This window comes from Shewanella abyssi (assembly GCF_023284025.1).
Classification (GTDB): Bacteria; Pseudomonadota; Gammaproteobacteria; order Enterobacterales; family Shewanellaceae; genus Shewanella; species Shewanella abyssi.
The window spans coordinates 18,486-37,014 of the sequence record NZ_JAKIKR010000030.1 but is presented as its reverse complement, the minus strand read 5'-3'; the positions used below and the strand labels follow the sequence as shown (position 1 = coordinate 37,014).

The 18,529-nt window shown below is 47.9% G+C and carries 15 protein-coding genes and 2 tRNA genes; 6 read left to right on the top strand and 11 right to left on the bottom strand.

Features of this window, described 5'->3' with window-relative positions:
• Window positions 1-37: 37 nt before the first annotated feature.
• From L2755_RS13620 to L2755_RS13600, 5 genes are all read right to left on the bottom strand, one after another.
• A complete protein-coding gene (locus tag L2755_RS13620) occupies window positions 38-442 on the bottom strand; it encodes a hypothetical protein (RefSeq protein WP_248981233.1) in 405 nt (134 codons plus the stop codon).
• Window positions 439-2,625: an aldehyde ferredoxin oxidoreductase N-terminal domain-containing protein gene (locus L2755_RS13615; RefSeq protein ID WP_248981232.1), complete on the bottom strand. Its 2,187-nt coding sequence runs from the start codon at window positions 2,623-2,625 to the stop codon at window positions 439-441. Before L2755_RS13615 ends, L2755_RS13620 begins: the two co-directional genes overlap by 4 nt.
• A 2-nt stretch (window positions 2,626-2,627) precedes the next feature.
• Entirely contained in the window at window positions 2,628-3,311 is a 684-nt protein-coding gene (locus tag L2755_RS13610) for a 4Fe-4S dicluster domain-containing protein (RefSeq protein WP_248981231.1), read from the bottom strand.
• The gene (locus L2755_RS13605; RefSeq protein ID WP_248981230.1) at window positions 3,311-4,192 is read right to left on the bottom strand and encodes a cytochrome b/b6 domain-containing protein; all 882 of its coding nucleotides are present in this window, start codon (window positions 4,190-4,192) and stop codon (window positions 3,311-3,313) included. The genes L2755_RS13610 and L2755_RS13605 overlap by 1 nt, the downstream gene beginning before the upstream one ends.
• Before the next feature lie 446 nt (window positions 4,193-4,638).
• Complete coding sequence (locus tag L2755_RS13600; protein WP_248981229.1) at window positions 4,639-6,822, bottom strand: aldehyde ferredoxin oxidoreductase N-terminal domain-containing protein; 2,184 nt, start codon at window positions 6,820-6,822, stop codon at window positions 4,639-4,641.
• Window positions 6,823-7,229: 407 nt separating this feature from the next.
• On the opposite strand from L2755_RS13600, the gene L2755_RS13595 reads away from it, so the two are divergent.
• The gene (locus L2755_RS13595) at window positions 7,230-8,159 is read left to right on the top strand and encodes a LysR substrate-binding domain-containing protein (protein ID WP_248981228.1); all 930 of its coding nucleotides are present in this window, start codon (window positions 7,230-7,232) and stop codon (window positions 8,157-8,159) included.
• 52 nt (window positions 8,160-8,211) lie between these two features.
• On the opposite strand, the gene lnt is transcribed toward L2755_RS13595, so the two are convergent.
• The 6 genes from lnt to L2755_RS13565 form a co-directional block, all read right to left on the bottom strand.
• Window positions 8,212-9,750 carry an apolipoprotein N-acyltransferase gene (gene lnt / locus L2755_RS13590; RefSeq protein ID WP_248981227.1) on the bottom strand — a complete coding sequence of 513 codons (1,539 nt, stop codon included), beginning with the start codon at window positions 9,748-9,750 and terminating at the stop codon, window positions 8,212-8,214.
• Window positions 9,751-9,788: 38 nt separating this feature from the next.
• Complete coding sequence (gene corC, locus L2755_RS13585) at window positions 9,789-10,664, bottom strand: CNNM family magnesium/cobalt transport protein CorC (protein ID WP_248981226.1); 876 nt, start codon at window positions 10,662-10,664, stop codon at window positions 9,789-9,791.
• Window positions 10,665-10,691: 27 nt separating this feature from the next.
• Entirely contained in the window at window positions 10,692-11,162 is a 471-nt protein-coding gene (ybeY, locus tag L2755_RS13580; RefSeq protein ID WP_248981225.1) for an rRNA maturation RNase YbeY, read from the bottom strand.
• The gene (locus tag L2755_RS13575; protein ID WP_248981224.1) at window positions 11,155-12,195 is read right to left on the bottom strand and encodes a PhoH family protein; all 1,041 of its coding nucleotides are present in this window, start codon (window positions 12,193-12,195) and stop codon (window positions 11,155-11,157) included. The genes ybeY and L2755_RS13575 overlap by 8 nt, the downstream gene beginning before the upstream one ends.
• Window positions 12,196-12,355: 160 nt before the next feature.
• A complete protein-coding gene (miaB, locus tag L2755_RS13570; RefSeq protein WP_248981223.1) occupies window positions 12,356-13,783 on the bottom strand; it encodes a tRNA (N6-isopentenyl adenosine(37)-C2)-methylthiotransferase MiaB in 1,428 nt (475 codons plus the stop codon).
• Window positions 13,784-13,877: 94 nt separating this feature from the next.
• The gene (locus L2755_RS13565; RefSeq protein WP_248981222.1) at window positions 13,878-14,192 is read right to left on the bottom strand and encodes a hypothetical protein; all 315 of its coding nucleotides are present in this window, start codon (window positions 14,190-14,192) and stop codon (window positions 13,878-13,880) included.
• A 401-nt stretch (window positions 14,193-14,593) separates the two neighbouring features.
• Here L2755_RS13565 and L2755_RS13560 point away from each other — a divergent pair, with 401 nt between their 5' ends.
• The 5 genes from L2755_RS13560 (at window position 14,594) to L2755_RS13540 (ending at window position 18,490) form a co-directional block, all read left to right on the top strand.
• Window positions 14,594-15,733 (top strand): FAD-dependent monooxygenase, encoded by a 1,140-nt coding sequence (locus tag L2755_RS13560; protein ID WP_248981252.1) that lies wholly within the window; start codon window positions 14,594-14,596, stop codon window positions 15,731-15,733.
• Window positions 15,734-15,961: 228 nt separating this feature from the next.
• Window positions 15,962-16,546 carry an aminoacyl-tRNA hydrolase gene (gene pth, locus L2755_RS13555; RefSeq protein ID WP_248981221.1) on the top strand — a complete coding sequence of 195 codons (585 nt, stop codon included), beginning with the start codon at window positions 15,962-15,964 and terminating at the stop codon, window positions 16,544-16,546.
• A gap of 52 nt (window positions 16,547-16,598) precedes the next feature.
• Window positions 16,599-17,690: a redox-regulated ATPase YchF gene (ychF, locus tag L2755_RS13550; protein WP_248981220.1), complete on the top strand. Its 1,092-nt coding sequence runs from the start codon at window positions 16,599-16,601 to the stop codon at window positions 17,688-17,690.
• Between the two features lie 370 nt (window positions 17,691-18,060).
• Window positions 18,061-18,137 (top strand) — tRNA-Met (locus L2755_RS13545).
• Between the two features lie 268 nt (window positions 18,138-18,405).
• Window positions 18,406-18,490 (top strand) — tRNA-Leu (locus L2755_RS13540).
• Window positions 18,491-18,529 lie beyond the last annotated feature (39 nt).

Genomic DNA, 18,529 nt, shown 5'->3' with positions numbered 1-18,529 from the left:
TAAGGGGCCCAAATAGGCCCCAATAGAGGTGACGTTTTTACAGTTGTTGATACAAGGTGGTGGTTGGCTTAGTCGTGGCTAGTAACTCCTTTTGACTAAACTCAACACCCAGTACATCGGCGTAGTGGCGCATCCGAGTATTGAGCGTTTGGTAGACTTTGATGCAATGGTTGATATAACTGGATTTGTCCTTATTGTAGACAAGCGCATAGGCCAACTCGGTATCGCCAATGGCATCCCTTAACCACAGCTCTAATTCTTCAAACTCAACTCCAGGTAAGGATTTTTTGTTGGGTTCAAATAACAGGTACAGCGACTCTAAGGAGTTAATCAGTACCTGAGCCTGACCGCGAGGTCGAATGATCACCGCCGCATCCAAAAGCTGGTCCATATCGACCCGCCTAAGGTAATGCTTGGCTTGAGCCTTGGTCACCGGTTTCATGACTCTGCCCCTAACTTGCCTGAACGCTCTAGACGGTCGGCAACAAAACCCATGTCCAGTTCACTTAGCAGTGAACGGGTTGGCCAGCCAGAGGCTTTATCCCAACCCTCTAGGCGGTAGTAATGGTCTTTCCACTGCTCAAGCCCTTCACGGTCTAGCTTGCGGCCGACCACGTTGTGGTAGCCCCAGTCACCGTTGTCATCGGTACATGGCCACAGGTAACCGCCAAACTTCGACTTCTTGAACTTCGATTCGAAGATGTAGTCTTGGAAGGTCACCATTTCGCGGTGGCGGCCCTGCAATGCCCAAATGGCGTTATCTAGGTTGTAGATCTGACGGCCACGGCGAATGCCTTCGGCAAAGTCGATGTTCTCACCGGTAATCGCGTTCCAGTACACCTGCTCACCCACTTCGGGATCGGCGGTGGCGCCACGGAAATCAGGGCGGTTAATGTTGACCATATCTGGCCAGCGGAAGTCACACAGCAACAACGAGTTCTTATAGAAACGGTTGTAGTGCATCTGCCACTGTACGGCGCGGGCAATGTCCTCGGAGTACATATTCTTCTCTGAGAAATCCAATACCTCAGGCCGGTTGTTGGCGTAAGGGATCATCTTTTCGGCGTAAAGTTTGACCATGGTCGGTGCGTCGACGCGGTGCTTAAGGCCAGCGGCGGCCTCATAGTTCACCTGCCAGAACATCCAGTTGAAGGTGTGGTCGTTAACATCACGGCTGTCCATTAGGGTCGAGTAACCCCAGGTGAGCTCGGCGCGCGGATCGTAACCGTGCTCTGGCATGCCCCAGTACGGGTACTGCAGGATGTTGCCGGTGCGCACGTCCTCGAAGCGTTCAACTTTCTTGGCCGCTTCGACAAAACCTTCGCTCAATAGCTCACCAATGTCGGTGCGGTGGGCAATGGCTTCACAGAATTGCTTGGCGAACTCCATGCTGCCATACAGATCCCAGCGCAGGCTGGATTCAATCGGCTTACCCGGACCCACTAGGCCGTATTGGGCTAGGATACCAAGCCACAAACAACCGTCGGTCAGTGGGTAGGAGTTGATGCCTAGGCGCTGCACGAGCTCGGCAGCGTACATCTGGATTTCAGCAATGTCTTCGCGGTTGGAGAAGATCGATATGTGCGCAGCTTCTGGACCGCGGGTGGCGATCAAGGCCGGTGGCAGGTACCACGCGGTGACCTGACAGTGAGACTCGTTGCCGTAACCGTCGCGGCGCTGCTTACAACCGTTGATACAGCCATGGCAGCCCACGGAGCGGTGCTGATCGTTGATTTGTGCAAATATCAACGGCCTGGCTGCGCCACCGAGAGGGTGGAAGCCCATGGCTGCGCCCGGCATGAAGGTCTGGCTCTCGCCTTGAGCCACTTCCGGTAACTTGTGATCGTCGGCATCACTGGCGTACAACTCGCGGGTCTTAAACCGCGCCTGTACTAGGGCCGCAGGATCGGCGATGTCCACAAAACCGGTACCCATGGCACTGATGGCCTTAAGGTTTTTAGAGCCAAACACCGCACCGAAACCACACTGGCCTGAGCCGTGACCAGAACCATGCACTAGGCACCCAAATACCGACTGGTTTTCACCGGCGGGACCAATGGCCACCACGGCGGCTTTCTGGGTGGTGCGGCCAATCTCGTTACCGTCACTGAGGGCATTCCAGCCAGCGGTGGCCTCGACACTGGCAACGTCATCTTGAATGATCTGTTGGGTGTCGTAGGTGTCTTTACCCCAAAGTTCAGCCGCATCGCGGATCATCACTTTGTCGTTACGAATGTCCAGGTACACAGGGTGCGGCGCCTTACCAGTGATGGTCACGGCGTCCCAGCCCGCATGTTTAAGCATGGCGCTGAATTGGCCGCCAAAGTTGGAACGGGCAAACCAATTAATGGGCTTGATCCCGGTGCCAATACCGGTGACCTCGGTGCGACCGCCGGCGGAAGGCACGTTGGTGCCTGAGAACGGTGAGGTGGCTAGGGTAACCACGTTGCGTTCATCACGACCGTCGGTGATGGACTCTAAGTCCTTACACAGATCCCAAAATAGTGCCGCTCCGATCCCATGGCCGCCGCCCCAACGCTGATATTTGTCCGTTGGAATGATGTGGGTTGTAAGGTTGGTCAGATCCACATGCAGGATCTTGCCAGCATAGCCTTTGAGTTTCATGTTTAATCCTCGATAGTCTTACCGGACAATGCCCAGCTATCGTTTCTAAGGTTAACGACGTAATCGGCGTCGGAGGCACCAGCGTCTGGCAGTTCGGTAACAAATTTAATCGCCGCAACCGGACAGACACGCTCACAGGCACGAACGCCTTCAGGGCCGCCGTCTTCGTTCATAAATGGGGTGTGTACACACAGGTCACACTTCTGCGCACAGCGCGTCTCAGGGTTCCATTGCACCCGTTTCGGAGTGTAAGGGCAGGCTTCGATGCACTGCATACAGCCGATGCATTTCTCGGGGTCGATATCACGAATAAAGCCGTATTCATCGTTGGCCTTGTTGGCATTGACTGGACAGGCTTTAACACAAGGCGCATCTTCACATTGATGACAAGTGGCCATCTGAATGTCGTCGGGGAAGGGCGCGAAGGAATCCTGTTGGATTTGAATGCGCGATAGCGACATTGAACTCTTGCCATGATGGACCAACGAACAGGTGGTCATACAGGTGCCGCAGCCCATGCATTTCTTCAGATCCACCGCCAATGCACCGCCGGCGGTCTTGATGTACATCTTGTCGTCTTTAAGGATATAAGCGTTGCCGCTTATACCGATCATCATGCCGGCGGCACCCATGGCGGTCAGGAAATGACGGCGTCCGGTATCGGTGTCGTGATTAGAGGTAGTCATTATTTCTTCTCCTGACGCTGTTTCGCTTCAAGCTCTTTGAACCATAGGGTGTGGTGTTGCTTGGCGTAATCACGGCTAACGTAGCCAGTGAACATCCCTTTTAGGGTATTCCAAGCCCAAGGAGCAACGCCGCCTAGGAAGGCGTGTACCGGGATCAGCATCAGCATCACCAGAGTGGCACCGTCATGGCTCAGGTTGATGATGGTCGCGATAGTTGGCGAGACATCGATGCCGCGAACCGCCAATTTGGCAAAGCCAGACAAGATGATAACCAGCGAGGTGGCGATGATGATTAGGCCGGCTAAACGACCAGAGTGGTGGTATTTAGGCGCTTCGATGTGCTTCTTGGTTAGGCCAGCCATGTGGGTGTAATGCAGTACCGACTTTTTGATCTCTTGTACTAGAGACTCGTCAGGAAGGTGAGTTTGCATCCGCTTGCGGTCAACGATTTGGTTGGCGGCCCATAGGCAGCTACCAAATAGGAAGAACAGTGCGCCGACGAAGTGCAGGTTAAACAATACTGCGGTGGCACTGGCGTCGGTTACCATACGAGGCACGAACAGGAAGCCTAGGGCGACGCCTGTTGCCATCAACAATAGGCAGCCAAAGGCGGTAGTCCAGTGGGTGATGCGAGCTATGCCGTCGTGGCGCAACACTTGCTCACCTTCAATGCGATCACCACTGCGACGCAGCTTTGAGGCAACCACAAAGGCGATGGCCAAAACGATCAGTGGGAAGTAAGCCAACTCATCGAAATACAATACGATGTCACGGCTACTATCGCCGCTGTACTGAGATGAAACGACGGCGATGGTGCACAGCAACAGGGCGAGGCCTGCGCCGAGTAACCAGCCGAAGAGATTATAGGTTCGTGCGTTCATACATGCTCCAACATGGGCTAAAACAACGAGTGATAAGGCCTGAAGGCCCGGTGAGCGCAGTATTGCCGAGTTGAATCGTCATTTTTGATGCAGCTAACGGTCAAGTTTGCTGGTCGCAAAATGGGGAATAAACTTGAACTATTAGACGTTTTCAGCCAATAACGTGCGCTACACCCAAAACGCTGCCTAAATGACTTTTAGACCGAAGCAAAATGGCACAATGGACAATATTACCCATGTGGGCGGTGGTGGAGACGGGTGTCTTTCAACAGAGAGGAGGGTCAGCACGGTCAAAAGTGAGATCTAGCAAGGGTGGCAATGTGGCCAGGTGAGACCTGGGTCACAATGTTGGGCGCGATGCATAAAAAAACCCATTGATTGCGTATAGAGCGATACACACAATCAATGGGCTTTAATTATATTCGGCTTTAGTTATTAATGAGGCGTTATGACTCTTGGCCTAACTTTCCGGCTTGCTCTAAGCGGTCGGCGACATGGTTCATGTCCAGTTCGTTCAATAATGAACGGGTTGGCCAGCCGTTGTTCAGATCCCAGCCCTCAAGGCGGTAATAATGATCCTTCCAACGCTCTACGCCGTCACGATCCAGTTGGCGACCGACTAAGTCACGGTAATCCCACTCTCCCTCGTCATCGGTGGTGGGCCACAGGTAGGCACCGAACTTTGACTTCTTAAACTTGCTGTCGTAGATGTAATCTTGGAATACGGCCATGTCGCGGTGGCGACCCTGCAGCGCCCAAATGGCGTTATCGAGGTTGAAAATCTCGCGGCCGCGACGAATGCCGTCCGCGAAGCTGATGTTCTCACCGGTCACCGCATTCCAGTAGGCCTGCTCGCCCACCTCGGGATCGGCAGTGGCGCCACGGGCGTCTTTGTTATTGAAGTTGACGCAATCTGGCCAGCGGAAGTCACACATCAACAATGAGTTTTTGTAGAAACGGTTGTAGTGTAGCTGCCACTGTACCGCTCGCGCCACGCTCTCGGAGTACATGTTCTTTTCACTGAAATCCAACGCCTCTGGCATATTGTGGGCATAGGGGATCATTTTTTCGGCGAAGATGGCTGCCGTGGTTTTGGCGTCGAGGGTATGGGGGATATCGGCGGCGGCTTCGTAGTTGGTCTGCCAATAGATGACATTGAACATATGATCGTTGATGTCGCGGCTGTCCATGATGGTGCCATAGCCCCAGGTCAATTCGGCGCGTGGGTCATAACCGTGCTCCGGCATATCCCAGTAGGGGAAATGCAGTAGCTTACCATCTTTAAGGTCTTGCTCGCGGCCAAAGAATTTAACCGCGGGCACTATGCCTTCGGCCAAGGCTTCACCGATGTCGGTGCGATAGGCGATGGCTTCACAGAAGGCGGTGACAAATTCTTTAGTGCCAAACTTGTCCCATGGAAGATTTGAATCAATCGGCTTACCTGGGCCGACGACACCGTACTGGGCCAGAATGCCCAACCACAACACGGCTTCGCCGATAGGGTAGGAGTTGATGCCGAGGCGCTGAGTCAGCTCTCCGGCGTACATTTGGGTTTCGGTGACATCACTGGTGTCATCGAACAGGGTCATCTTCATCGCCGCGGGGCCTCGTGCCGCCAATAGGGCCGGGGCCAAGTACCAGAAGGTGGTCTGACAGGTGGTTTCATTACCGTAGCCATCTAGGCGTTGCTTACAGCCGTTAATGCAGCCGTGACAGGCGGTTACGCGGTGATCCTTGCTAAGGCGGGCGAAGGCATTGGAGCGTGCCGGAGCGCCTTGGGTGTTGAAGCCCAATTCTGCACCGGGCATAAAAGAGGCGGCAGCGTTGGTGCCAATCTCTTTGGCGGTATGGTTATCAGCGTCGTGGGCAAATTTTTCGCGGGTAATAAAGCGCGCCTTAACCAAGGCAGCAGGGTCGGCAATTTCTACCGCTCCGGTACCGATAACACTGATCGCTTTTAGGTTCTTTGAGCCAAAGACGGCGCCGAAGCCACCTTGGCCAGCGGCATTACCGGCGCCATGGAGCAGGCTGGCCAGAGTGGATTGGTTTTCACCGGCGGCGCCAATGGTCAGTACCGCGGCTTTTTGGGTGGTACGGCCAATGTCATTGCCATCGCTCATCGCACTCCAACCGGCGGTGGCTTCGACACTGGCGACATCTTCTTGGATCCGCTGCTGGGTATCGTAAGTGTCCATGCCCCATAATTCGTTAGCAGCACGGATCATCACTTTGTCGTTGCGAATGTCCAGATAGACAGGGTGGGGCGCCTTACCCGAGATTGTGACCGCATCCCAACCAGCGTGCTTTAGCATGGCACTGAAGTGGCCACCAAAGTTGGAGCGTACGAACCAGTTTTTTTCACTGCCGCAACCCATACCGGTGACTTCACAGCGGCCACCCGCGGACGGTACATTGGTACCGGAAAATGGCGATGCCGCGATGGTGACGACGTTGCGAGCATCGCGGCCGTCGGTTATAGATTCAATCTCTTTACACAGATCCCAGAACAGCGCGGCACCGAGGCCATGGCCACCGCCCCAGCGTTGGTACTGCTCGGTATCGATGATGTGGGTGCTGAGGGTCGTAAGATCGATGTGCAAAATCTTACCGGCAAAGCCTTTTAGTTTCATGAGACATCCTTGGTGATATTGCTGCCTATATCGACAGAGTGGAATTGGCGGCCAGATGGCAGTTTGGTTTATAGGGAAGAGTATTCATCAAGTTATCAGTCAAATTTGATGGTATTGACACTCAAAAATGAATGAAAATAGCTTAACGAGTATTGATTCGGTTTTGCCTAGAAACCTCTGTGTTCGAAATGAGAACAGCTAAAAGGACTCACAGTGGTTAGCGGGTGAATGCTTTACTTTAAAAGTGGGACAAAAAGTCTTAATTGGGAGATCGCGTACTATATAAATGCAAACTAACTCAACAGTTTAGCAACGCACAAAAGGTTGATCTTAGTCATATTTCTTAATGGTTTTATGGGGTAAGTTTTTCAGCCATAATCACTCACAACAACGATAAGTCATTTTCAGTGAAACAATTCGATTTAAACTTACTGCGTTACTTAAGAGTCATCGCTGCATACCGCAGCCCAAGTGCTATTATCCGAAGGCTTGATGTGAGTCGTTCCACTTTGAGCAGAGGGTTATCACAACTTCGAGAACATTTTGGTAATGAGATGTTTGTGCTGAGTAATGGCGTTTATGAGCCAACATCCTTTACCAAGCTATTGATAAAGAGAGTGGAGCAGCCATTAATGGAGGTTGAGCGTTGTTTAGGCTTGGCTCAGACTGAATTGCTGGCAGATATGGAGGGGAATATCCATCTTTATTGCCCCTCATACTTAGATGAGCATTTAGTGGTGGGGCTGGTTCAGGGGCTTCGGCAGCAAGATAGTCATCTCAAGCTCGTCAGTTACCCTTGGCCAGCGGATAGCTTTCCCGATCTAAATTCGAGCAAGTTCGGTATTGGCATCAATCGCTTTCCTTTCAATATTGATAGCAATTATGTCCAGCGACGACTGGGCTCTGTGACTATGGGGGTGTATTTGAACCGTGCTAGTTCTCTAGCAGCGTTAGAGAGTATCGATGTAGTTAAATTAAAAGGGTGTAAGTTTGCAGCATTAAACACCGGAGCCAATGTCGATGTGCAGGACGAGGCACGCTGTCGTGAGATGGGGATCGATATTCATGTCGATATATCCCTCTCATCAATGCGTGCAGCGCTTCGTTGTGTTGAAGAGCTAGATTATATGGTGGTTAGTGCTGACATATTCAATCGAGGTAACGCGATGAATTTGACCTGGAGACCACTCACGCTAGATGGACAACCCGTTGAATATGAATATGGTTTTGTCTATCATCGCGCTTGGTATCAACATCCGGCGATGAAATCAATGGAATCTATTATCCGCCGCTGTTATCGAGACATTACCAGACAGTATTCATGTGCTGGTGCCTAATGCTCGGGTAAATGTGCTTGATCATAATGAATGTCGCGATTATATATTGGCGTTATAAGGATAAATAGCGCCTGATAGCAGCGAATATAAGTAACAAAGTACAGACGAATAAAACGGGCCACTGGCCTACTAGCGTGAAGAGTGTATGACCTTTAACCAGTGGAATATCAGCCGTTAACACTCCCGCTTCGAATTGCGGTAGCTGGTGGGTAATATCCCCTTTCTCATTGACGATGGCGGTCAAGCCATTATTGGTTGCCCGCAGTAAAGGTCGGCCAAGCTCAACCGAGCGCATTTGCGCTATTTCCATATGTTGCAGAGGCCCATTTGAACTGCCAAACCAAGCATCATTTGAAACCGTTAACAGTAAGTCAGTGGTTTCATTGATGTTGGCTCTTAACTGCTCTGGAAAAGCAATTTCATAGCAGATAGCTGGAGCGATCTGCTGTCCAACAGCATTTAAATTATCTTGTTTAAAATCGCCACGATTAAAAGATGACATTGGCAAATTAAACAGTGGTGCTATAGGGCGTAACAGAGCCTCAAGCGGCACAAACTCGCCGATGGGTAATAAGTGATGCTTTTTATATTCGTTATATTCTTCACCGTAGTAATCAGCTTTAACTTGCTCTGTAGCGTCATAATTGCCTAACACAATGAGCGAATTGTAATAACGGCTGCCTCGTTGGCTAATTATCCCGGTGATGATGGCACTGTTATTTAAGGTAGCGGCTTGATTGGCATTATAAAGAAAATCTTTGACCATATGCTCCGGCGCTGGGATTGCCGCTTCTGGCCAGATGATGAGATCTGCCGAAAACTCTGACCTCGTCAGATCCATATACTTGAGCATGGTTGGCCACAATGCATCAGGCTGCCACTTCATACTCTGAGCAATATTACCTTGCACAAGTGCAACACTGAGACTTTCGCCTTTAGACTCAATAGTGGAGGTGTAGGGGGCTACCAAAGTCAGTATTGCCGCAGTAGGGACAATAATAAGCATACTGCGCCAGCGTTTAGCCATTGCCAGCGCCAGAGAACCAGCAATTAAGGCGACAAGAAAGCTTAAGCTTAAGGCTCCCGTCATCGAGGCTATGGGTTTTAGCGGCCCTTGTGTTTGACTGTAACCGGCCCACAGCCATGGAAAGCCAGTTAACACCCAGCCTCTCGCCCATTCCGTTAATGTCCAAAGCGCAGGGAACAGCATTAAGTTACGGCTGATACTGGTTTGTGGGGTTAGTTTTTGCAATAAATAGCCGGTAATCGCCGGATAGAGTGCTAAATAAAGTGCCAATAGCGCCATCAGGCCTAATGATGCGATAAGCGGCACACCGCCATAAGTGTCGATACTGACATGTACCCAACTGATCCCTACGGAAAAACAACCAAAACCGAAACTTAGCCAGTAGTGTAATCCTTGCTTGGCGGTTAAGCCTGCACTTTGATGCAGGGCAAATGCCATCGCAATTAAATACAGCGGCCAATAAGAGTAGGGGGCAAAAGCAAGAGATGTCACGGCGCCAGCCGCAAAGGCTAGCACCAATCTTAGAAAGGAATGATGGGCAGATGCCCGTAATTTACTCAGCATACAGCCTCATCATTGGGTGCTGTTAAAGGAGCGGATTGCTAAGCAATGCTCTCGGTGGCAGCTTTATCGGGGAATTTTACGCGTAATTGAATCAGTCTACGGGTATCGGCGTTGACGACTTTGAATTCAATACCTTTAATCATAACTTTTTCATCACGTTCAGGCAGGTGACCAAAAGCATGAGAAACTAAACCACCAACGGTATCAAACTCTTCATCACTGAATCGAGTGTTAAACGCGTCATTAAAGTCATCTATTGGCGTTAATGCTTTGACCATGTAGACTTGCTTGGCGATTTGTTTGATCTCAGTCTCTTCTGCAGAGTCATGATCAAACTCATCTTCAATATCGCCAACAATCTCTTCAAGAATATCTTCAATTGTCACTAGGCCTGACACTCCACCGTATTCATCGACAACTATCGCCATATGATAACGTTGAGAACGAAATTCCTTTAACAAGACGTCGACTCGTTTACTTTCTGGAACGACAACTGCTGGGCGGATAACTTGCCCTAGTTCGAAAGGCTTTTCATTGTTCTTAAAGCCATACTGAAGCAGATCTTTTGCGAGTAAAATACCCTCGATATGATCTTTATCTTCATTGACTACAGGAAAGCGGGAGTGTGCTGAGCTGATAACAGTAGAGAGAAGTTCTTCTACCGTATCGTTAATTTGAAGTGCGACGATTTGTGCGCGTGGGATCATGATGTCCCGCACTCGAAGATCGGAGACTTCCAATACACCTTTAATCATTTCACGGGTGTCTTCGCTGATCACTTCACGCAGTTCTGCACCGTGAATTACATCAACCAAGTCTTCGCGATTTTGGGGTTCGCCCTGGAATAACTGACTTACTTTTTCCAACCAGCCCTTCTTTTGGGCGTTGCTACTCGGGGGGATATCGTCACTCATAGTTTTCTATCGACTCTTTTGAGTCAATTATTGCTCCTCATAAGGATTGTTATAACCAAGGCTTTCAAGTAGTTGGGTCTCTAATGACTCCATCTCTTCAGCCTCCATATCGTCTATATGATCATACCCTAGCAGATGGAGGCAACCATGTACAACCATGTGCGCCCAATGTGCGGTAAGGGTTTTTTGTTGATCAATTGCTTCTTGCTCTACCACTGCTGCACAGACAACTAAATCGCCCAATAGTGGTAGTTCTATGCCTGGTGGTGCCTCAAACGGGAAAGAGAGCACATTGGTGGGCTTGTCTTTACCGCGGTAGGTATTATTTAGCATCTGGCTTTCTGCCGAATCGACAATTCGTATCGTCAATTCGGCGTGGTCCATACTCTCTCTGAGTGCTGTTTTTACCCAAAGTTCCAGCTCTTGTGCCGAAGGAAGTTTTACTGTATCAACTGCAATCTGCAGGTCGAGATCAACACTAGTTTGAGCGTTAGTCATGATTTTTTGCTCCCTGTAGCTGATATTGGCTATCTTTATGGCCTTTAATTGTCTGGCTCTTTAGCTCAAACTCTTCATAAGCTTCAACAATTCTCCCCACAATAGGGTGACGAACGACATCTTTGGCTTGGAAGAAATTAAAACTAATTTCGCCAACTTCACCTAATACTTCAATTGCATGACGTAGCCCAGACTTTTGATGCTTAGGCAGATCGGTTTGAGTGATGTCACCGGTGATAACCGCACGGGAGTTAAATCCTATGCGGGTTAAAAACATCTTCATCTGTTCAATGGTGGTGTTTTGGCTTTCATCAAGAATGATAAAGGCATCGTTTAAGGTACGTCCGCGCATATAGGCCAGTGGTGCAACTTCAATGACATTGCGTTCTATTAGGCGTTCGACTTTTTCAAAGCCCATCATCTCAAATAGCGCATCATAAAGTGGTCGTAAATAGGGGTCGACTTTTTGACTCAAGTCGCCAGGTAAAAACCCCAATTTCTCACCTGCTTCAACCGCTGGACGGGTTAACAGAATACGACGAACGTCTTGACGCTCTAGCGCATCAACGGCGGCTGCAACGGCTAAGTATGTTTTACCCGTGCCCGCAGGACCAATGCCGAAGGTAATATCATGGGAGACAATATTACGCACATAATCACTTTGATTTGGATTGCGTGGCTTAATGACACCGCGCTTAGTTTTGATATAAAGCTCTTTCTCATCGCGAGGTGCTTCCATATCAAAAGCAACAGCTTCTTGAATGGCAATGTGGACAGTTTCTGGTTCTAGATCCGGCGTGCTACCTTTTAGAGGCTGGGTTTCAATGTACAAATCTCTTAATAAATTATTGGCAGTTAAACAATTTTTAGCCACACCGACTATCTGGAAATGATTGTTGCGGTAGCTGATCTCAACACCAATACGGCGTTCCAATTGCTTAATATTGTCATCAAAAGGACCGCAAAGTGAGGCTAGTCTGCGTGTTTCTGCTGGCTCCAAATACAGGTTGAGCGTCGTTAACTTATTAGACAAAAAGTAACTCCAGATCCAAGAATGTTATCAAGCGTGATCACTCTAGTTTACGAGCGATAATCAATAAATGCGAATGGTTTTTTTATTGATTATAGGGACGAAAAAAGCGCCATCTAAGATGCCGCTTTGTTAGCTTATTTACCCTTGATTATTCAGTCAATTAAGACGGGATAAATTGGCTGACACCTATGGCGTCATCTTGCTTGTATTTCGCCACAATATCAGATGGACGCAGATCGCGGCGTAGATCCATTTCATCTTCAGCACGGACAAAAACACCGCGCAACGAGTTGGTGTATACATCCACAATTTCAACGTCAACAAAGCCGCCAATATGCTCAGGCTTACCTTCAAAGTTGACCACGCGACTGTTTTCAGTACGGCCACGCAGTTCCATTGGGTTCTTAACCGATGGGCCCTCAACCAAAATACGCTGCACTGTGCCTACCATATGGCGGCTATAGCGCATGGCTTGTTGAGTGATTCTATCTTGTAATATCGCTAAGCGCTCTTTTTTCTCTTCCAGTGATACATTATCAGGGAGATCGGCTGCGGGTGTGCCTGGGCGTGCGCTATAGATAAAGCTAAAACTGTGATCAAACTGAATGTCTTCAATGAGCTTCATTGTGTCAGCAAAATCTTGCTTAGACTCACCAGGGAAGCCAATAATGAAATCAGAACTAATCTGAATGTCAGGGCGTGCTTTACGTAAACGGCGAATAATAGACTTATATTCAATAGCCATATGGCCACGCTTCATCTGCGTTAGAATCAAATCTGAGCCAGATTGAACCGGTAGATGTAGGAAGCTTACAAGCTCTGGGGTATCTTGGTAAACATCGATAATGTCTTGGCTGAACTCAATTGGATGGCTAGTGGTAAAACGTAAACGGTCAATACCATCAATCGCAGCAACATAGCGAAGCAGTTCAGCAAAGGTACAGATCTCATCGTCATGGGTTGCACCGCGATAGGCGTTGACGTTTTGCCCTAGTAGATTCACTTCACGCACACCTTGTGCAGCCAGTTGGGCTATCTCAAGGATAATATCGTCTAATGGACGACTGACCTCTTCACCACGGGTATAAGGTACTACACAGAAAGAGCAGTACTTACTGCAACCTTCCATGATTGACACATAGGCACTAGGGCCATCAGCACGGGGTTCAGGTAGACGATCGAATTTTTCGATCTCAGGGAAACTGACATCAATGACGACTTTTTTGCCATCTTTAATCTGGTCGATCATTTCTGGTAGGCGATGCAGTGTCTGTGGGCCAAAAATAAGATCCACACATTGAGCGCGCTCTTTAATTGCCTTACCTTCTTGAGATGCGACGCAACCACCCACACCAATAATAAGGCCTGGTTTTTTGTCTTTTAGTGTTTTCCAACGTCCTAGCTGATGAAAAACTTTTTCTTGTGCTTTCTCACGAATAGAGCAGGTGTTTAGCAAAAGCACGTCAGCTTCAGTTGCGTCATCTGTCAGGGTATAGCCTTCATATTCGTTGAGAAGATCGGCCATCTTTGATGAGTCGTACTCATTCATTTGACAGCCCCAAGTTTTAATATGGAGTTTTTTACTCATCAGTTTATATCACTCTAGAGGCACCGAAAAAATAGCGAAATATTTTAACGCTTATAGGCGCTGCTGGCTAGCATTTAGCCTATGTTGAGTGAAATTATTCTGCGGACGTGATTGCCCTTGTCAACAGTGCGGGTATAGGTTTTTGTTGTTCGGTATTGACAGCGGCAACGGTAAATCCATGTTCTTGAGCCATTTTTTGAATGTTCATCCGAGCTTGCATATGGATGTCAGCACGTAATTCCAGCTTGAAACTGTTGAGCAAATTAGTGGTGTATTGGTAAATCGCATAATCAAGTGGAGTACGATAAGTCACGGACATACGCTCCATCTCTTGCTGCGGTGCGGCTGCAAGGCTAGTTAACGGGGTTAATAGCGTTATTAGCACTGCTGCTATAGTTAGTTTTTTCATAGCATTCTCACTTATTCCATAGGGATATACTCTTTTGACTATTTGAGTCTATGGCATGGTTTGAATGCTAGCTTGTATGGTATGTAACCAGTTGTTAATCATTGGCGTCTCAGACACATTTAAATACGTTAGAGTGGGTTGAGACATTAAACGACATATTTTATTTGGCCTAATTGCATGCTCCTTACTGAAGAAGCACTGCTTTGATCAAATTTTGCAGTACGAAGGACAAATTGAACTGTAATTGAGTGTAAACTTGCCTACATATATCCCCATCCCACTGAATCCTGCATCTTCAGGTAAGATGGGTATAGGTGGTGTCATCTTTCAGGAGCCTGAAATCTGTGGAACAGCTGAAGAATAAAAACAGTAAGTATGACGCAGTCGTTGTTGGCGGCGGCATGGTTGGCGCCGCGACGGCGATTGGTTTAGCCCAGTTAGGATTAACCGTTGCAGTAGTTGAAGCATTTTCGCCTAAAGCTTATGAAAGCTCACAACCGCTAGATCTGCGAGTGTCTGCGATTAGCGCCGCATCAGAAACGCTTCTATCCCGCCTCGGGGCATTAGAGCACCTGAGAACCATGCGTCAAGTTGCTTATAAAGGACTAGAAACATGGGAGATCGAGGGGTGTATTACCCGATTTCATGCCGACCAAATTAATACTTCGCACCTGGGTCATATAGTCGAAAACCGTTTGATCCAGTTATCTTTGTGGCATCGGATGGCACAGTTGGAGAACATCACTCTATTTTGTCCGATAAAAGTTAGTCAGTTAGCGCGATTAAATAATGATGTGATCGATATTATCCTTGAGGACGGTCAATCATTCTCTACACGTTTATTGGTTGGTGCAGATGGTGCCAACTCCTATGTTAGACAGTGGGCGAAGATAGGTATTACTGGTTGGGATTACAGCCAGTCTGCAATGCTGATTAATATCGAAACGAAGATCGCCGAGCAAGACGTAACTTGGCAGCAATTTACCCCTCAAGGTCCGCGCTCTTTACTACCTCTTCCTGGCAATAATGCTTCTTTAGTTTGGTACGATGATGCTAATCGCATCGCGCAATTGTCACAGTTAAATAATACAGCGTTGAAAAACCAGATTGATCAGCATTTTCCAGAGCGGTTAGATCGTGATTTTAAAGTGGTCAATAAAGCGAGCTTTAAGCTAACCCGTCGTCATGCTGAGCGCTATTACTGCAATAACGTGGTTATCCTCGGAGACGCAGCGCATACGATTAATCCATTAGCGGGGCAGGGGGTTAATCTTGGCTTTAAAGATGTCGATGCGCTGATTACTACTATCGAGTCGCATTTACAGTACGACACTGGCTGGTGGAGTGCTGCGGTATTAAAAGAGTATCAAGAGTGTCGTTATCGGGATAATCAGTTGATGATGACTGCGATGGATATATTTTATGCCAGTTTTAGCAACGATATTTTACCGCTAAAGCTGTTAAGAAATAGCGTGCTGAAATTAGCGAATATCGATAGTCCGATTAAAAAACAGGTGCTTAAGTACGCTATGGGTTTTTAATCGCTGCTAAGCTCGAGCGGTAACAGGAAAGCGAAAAGTTGCACAACAGCTTTTCGCTTTGTTGTTTATACGGACAATAAACAGATTTTCTCAGCAAACGTTTACGACATGATATAGCCAATTTTGCGTATAATTTGTTGGCGCGCGCTTTGAGTGCTAAAATGCCGCGTTTTTAATTTTGTGGCCAATGGCGGCAAAACGTAAGTAAGCAAACACAGACTGAGTATTATGAGCAACATTAAACTTATTGTTGGGTTAGCAAATCCCGGCGCGCAGTACGAGCGAACGCGCCATAACGCAGGTGCTTGGTACGTTGAAGAACTCGCGAGAGTCTGTGGTGCAACGTTAACGTTAGACAGTAAGTACTTTGGCATGACGGCAAGAGTGACGCTGCATGGCAAGGACGTCCGCTTATTGGTCCCGGCAACGTTTATGAATTTAAGTGGTAAATCGGTTGGCGCGTTAGCGAACTTTTTTCGCATCGCCCCAGACGAGATATTAGTAGCGCATGATGAGCTCGATATGCCACCAGGGGTGGCAAAGTTTAAGTTAGGCGGAGGGCACGGTGGCCACAATGGCCTGAAAGATATCATTGCCAAACTGGCAAATGATAAAGGCTTCTATCGCTTACGCATTGGTATTGGACACCCTGGTGATAAAAGTCAGGTCAGTAACTATGTGTTGAGTAAGGCATCACCAACGGATCAAGAGTTGATGGACGCCGCAATAGATGAAGCGGTGCGCTCCACTGAGATTTTATTTAACGAAGATATGGCAAAGGCGATGCACAGGTTGCATTCTTTTAAAGCATAAACAAATGCTTGGGGCAAACCTCCAAGTTATTCATTGATATAAAGGTAACAATATGGGTTTCAAATGTGGCATCGTAGGCCTGCCAAATGTTGGTAAATCAACACTGTTCAACGCGTTAACTAAAGCAGGCATCGAAGCGTCAAACTTCCCGTTCTGTACGATTGAGCCAAACACTGGCATCGTTCCGGTACCGGATCCAAGACTAGATGCACTCGCTGAGATCGTTAAGCCTGAGCGTATTATGCCAACAACAATGGAATTTGTAGATATTGCAGGTTTAGTTGCTGGTGCATCAAAAGGTGAAGGTCTTGGAAACAAGTTTCTAGCTAACATTCGTGAAACTGACGCTATTGGCCATGTTGTGCGTTGTTTTGAAGATGACAACATTGTGCATGTGGCAAACAAGGTAGACCCTGCAAGCGATATCGAGGTCATCAATACTGAACTCGCACTTGCCGATCTAGATTCATGTGAACGCGCCATCACTCGCCAAGCCAAACGCGCTAAAGGCGGCGATTCTGAGGCGAAGTTTGAAGTGGCTGTGCTTGAAAAAATGCGCCCAGTATTAGACGAAGGCAACATGCTGCGTTCAATGGATTTAACCAAAGAAGAGTTCGCTGCAGTGGCTTATTTGAACTTCTTAACGCTTAAGCCAACGATGTACATTGCTAACGTTGCAGAAGATGGTTTCGAAAATAACCCACATCTAGACACCGTTCATGCAATTGCAGCTGAAGAGAATGCGGTTGTAGTGGCTGTATGCGCTGCGATTGAATCTGAACTTGCAGAAATGGACGCTGAAGACCGTGAAGAGTTCATGGCTGACTTAGGACTGGAAGAACCTGGTCTTGATCGCGTCATTCGTGCCGGTTATGATTTACTGACGCTACAGACTTACTTTACCGCTGGTGTTAAAGAAGTACGCGCATGGACCGTTAAAATTGGCGCAAGCGCTCCACAAGCAGCAGGTGTTATCCATACAGACTTTGAGCGTGGCTTTATTCGTGCTCAAGTGATGGCGTACGATGACTTTATCACCCATAAAGGTGAAGCTGGTGCTAAAGAAGCGGGTAAATTACGTGTTGAAGGTAAAACATATGTCGTTAAAGATGGCGATGTAATGCACTTCCTATTTAACGTATAAGCTCGTTGCGGCAGTTATTGCCATAAGAGAATGTTAAACGCGGCGCTTAAAGTCCCCTTTAAGCGCCGCGTTTGTATTTTGGCATCAATGAACCTTGGCAAACATGATTCACTTTTAGTGCTAAGCTTGGCGAACGGTTGGATTTTGAACATCTCGCGAGCACTCATAGAGACTTGAGTAAGAAAATAAACTTCTTTTTAACAGCTTAATTAGCGCAAACCGCAATATATTGCACATCTGTTACCCAGTTTGGCGAAGTAATAGCCTAACAGTGAATTTAGTTTAAATTAGCGAAAAAAAGCAGTTGACCTGAATACGCTGAATAAGCATAATACGCCCCGTTCCTCAGTGAGAGGGACGAAAAATAGATGGCAATGTAGCTCAGCTGGTTAGAGCACAGCACTCATAATGCTGGGGTCGCAGGTTCAAGTCCCGCCATTGCTACCATCTTCTCTAGATGTAAAGCAGGAGACGTAGCAATCTCGGTACGCAAGTCCCGACGATATGGCTAACATCTTCTCTAGATGTAAAATAGAGAATAGCCGATTAGTTGATTAATTTAATCAGAAATATGATTGGCACCATCTTCTCATGATGTAAAATGAGGCATCTTAATCTAGATGTAAAAATTGATGCAGTGCGGGAGTGGTGGATGTTGATATTAGACACGCCATGACTAAGTGCCATCATAATCAGGATGTAAAACTGATGCAGTGCGGGAGTGGTGGAATTGGTAGACACGCCAGATTTAGGTTCTGGTGCCGTAAGGTGTGAGAGTTCAAGTCTCTCTTCCCGTACCATTTATTGAAAAGTAATGAGCTTAGGCTGGTTATTAGTAA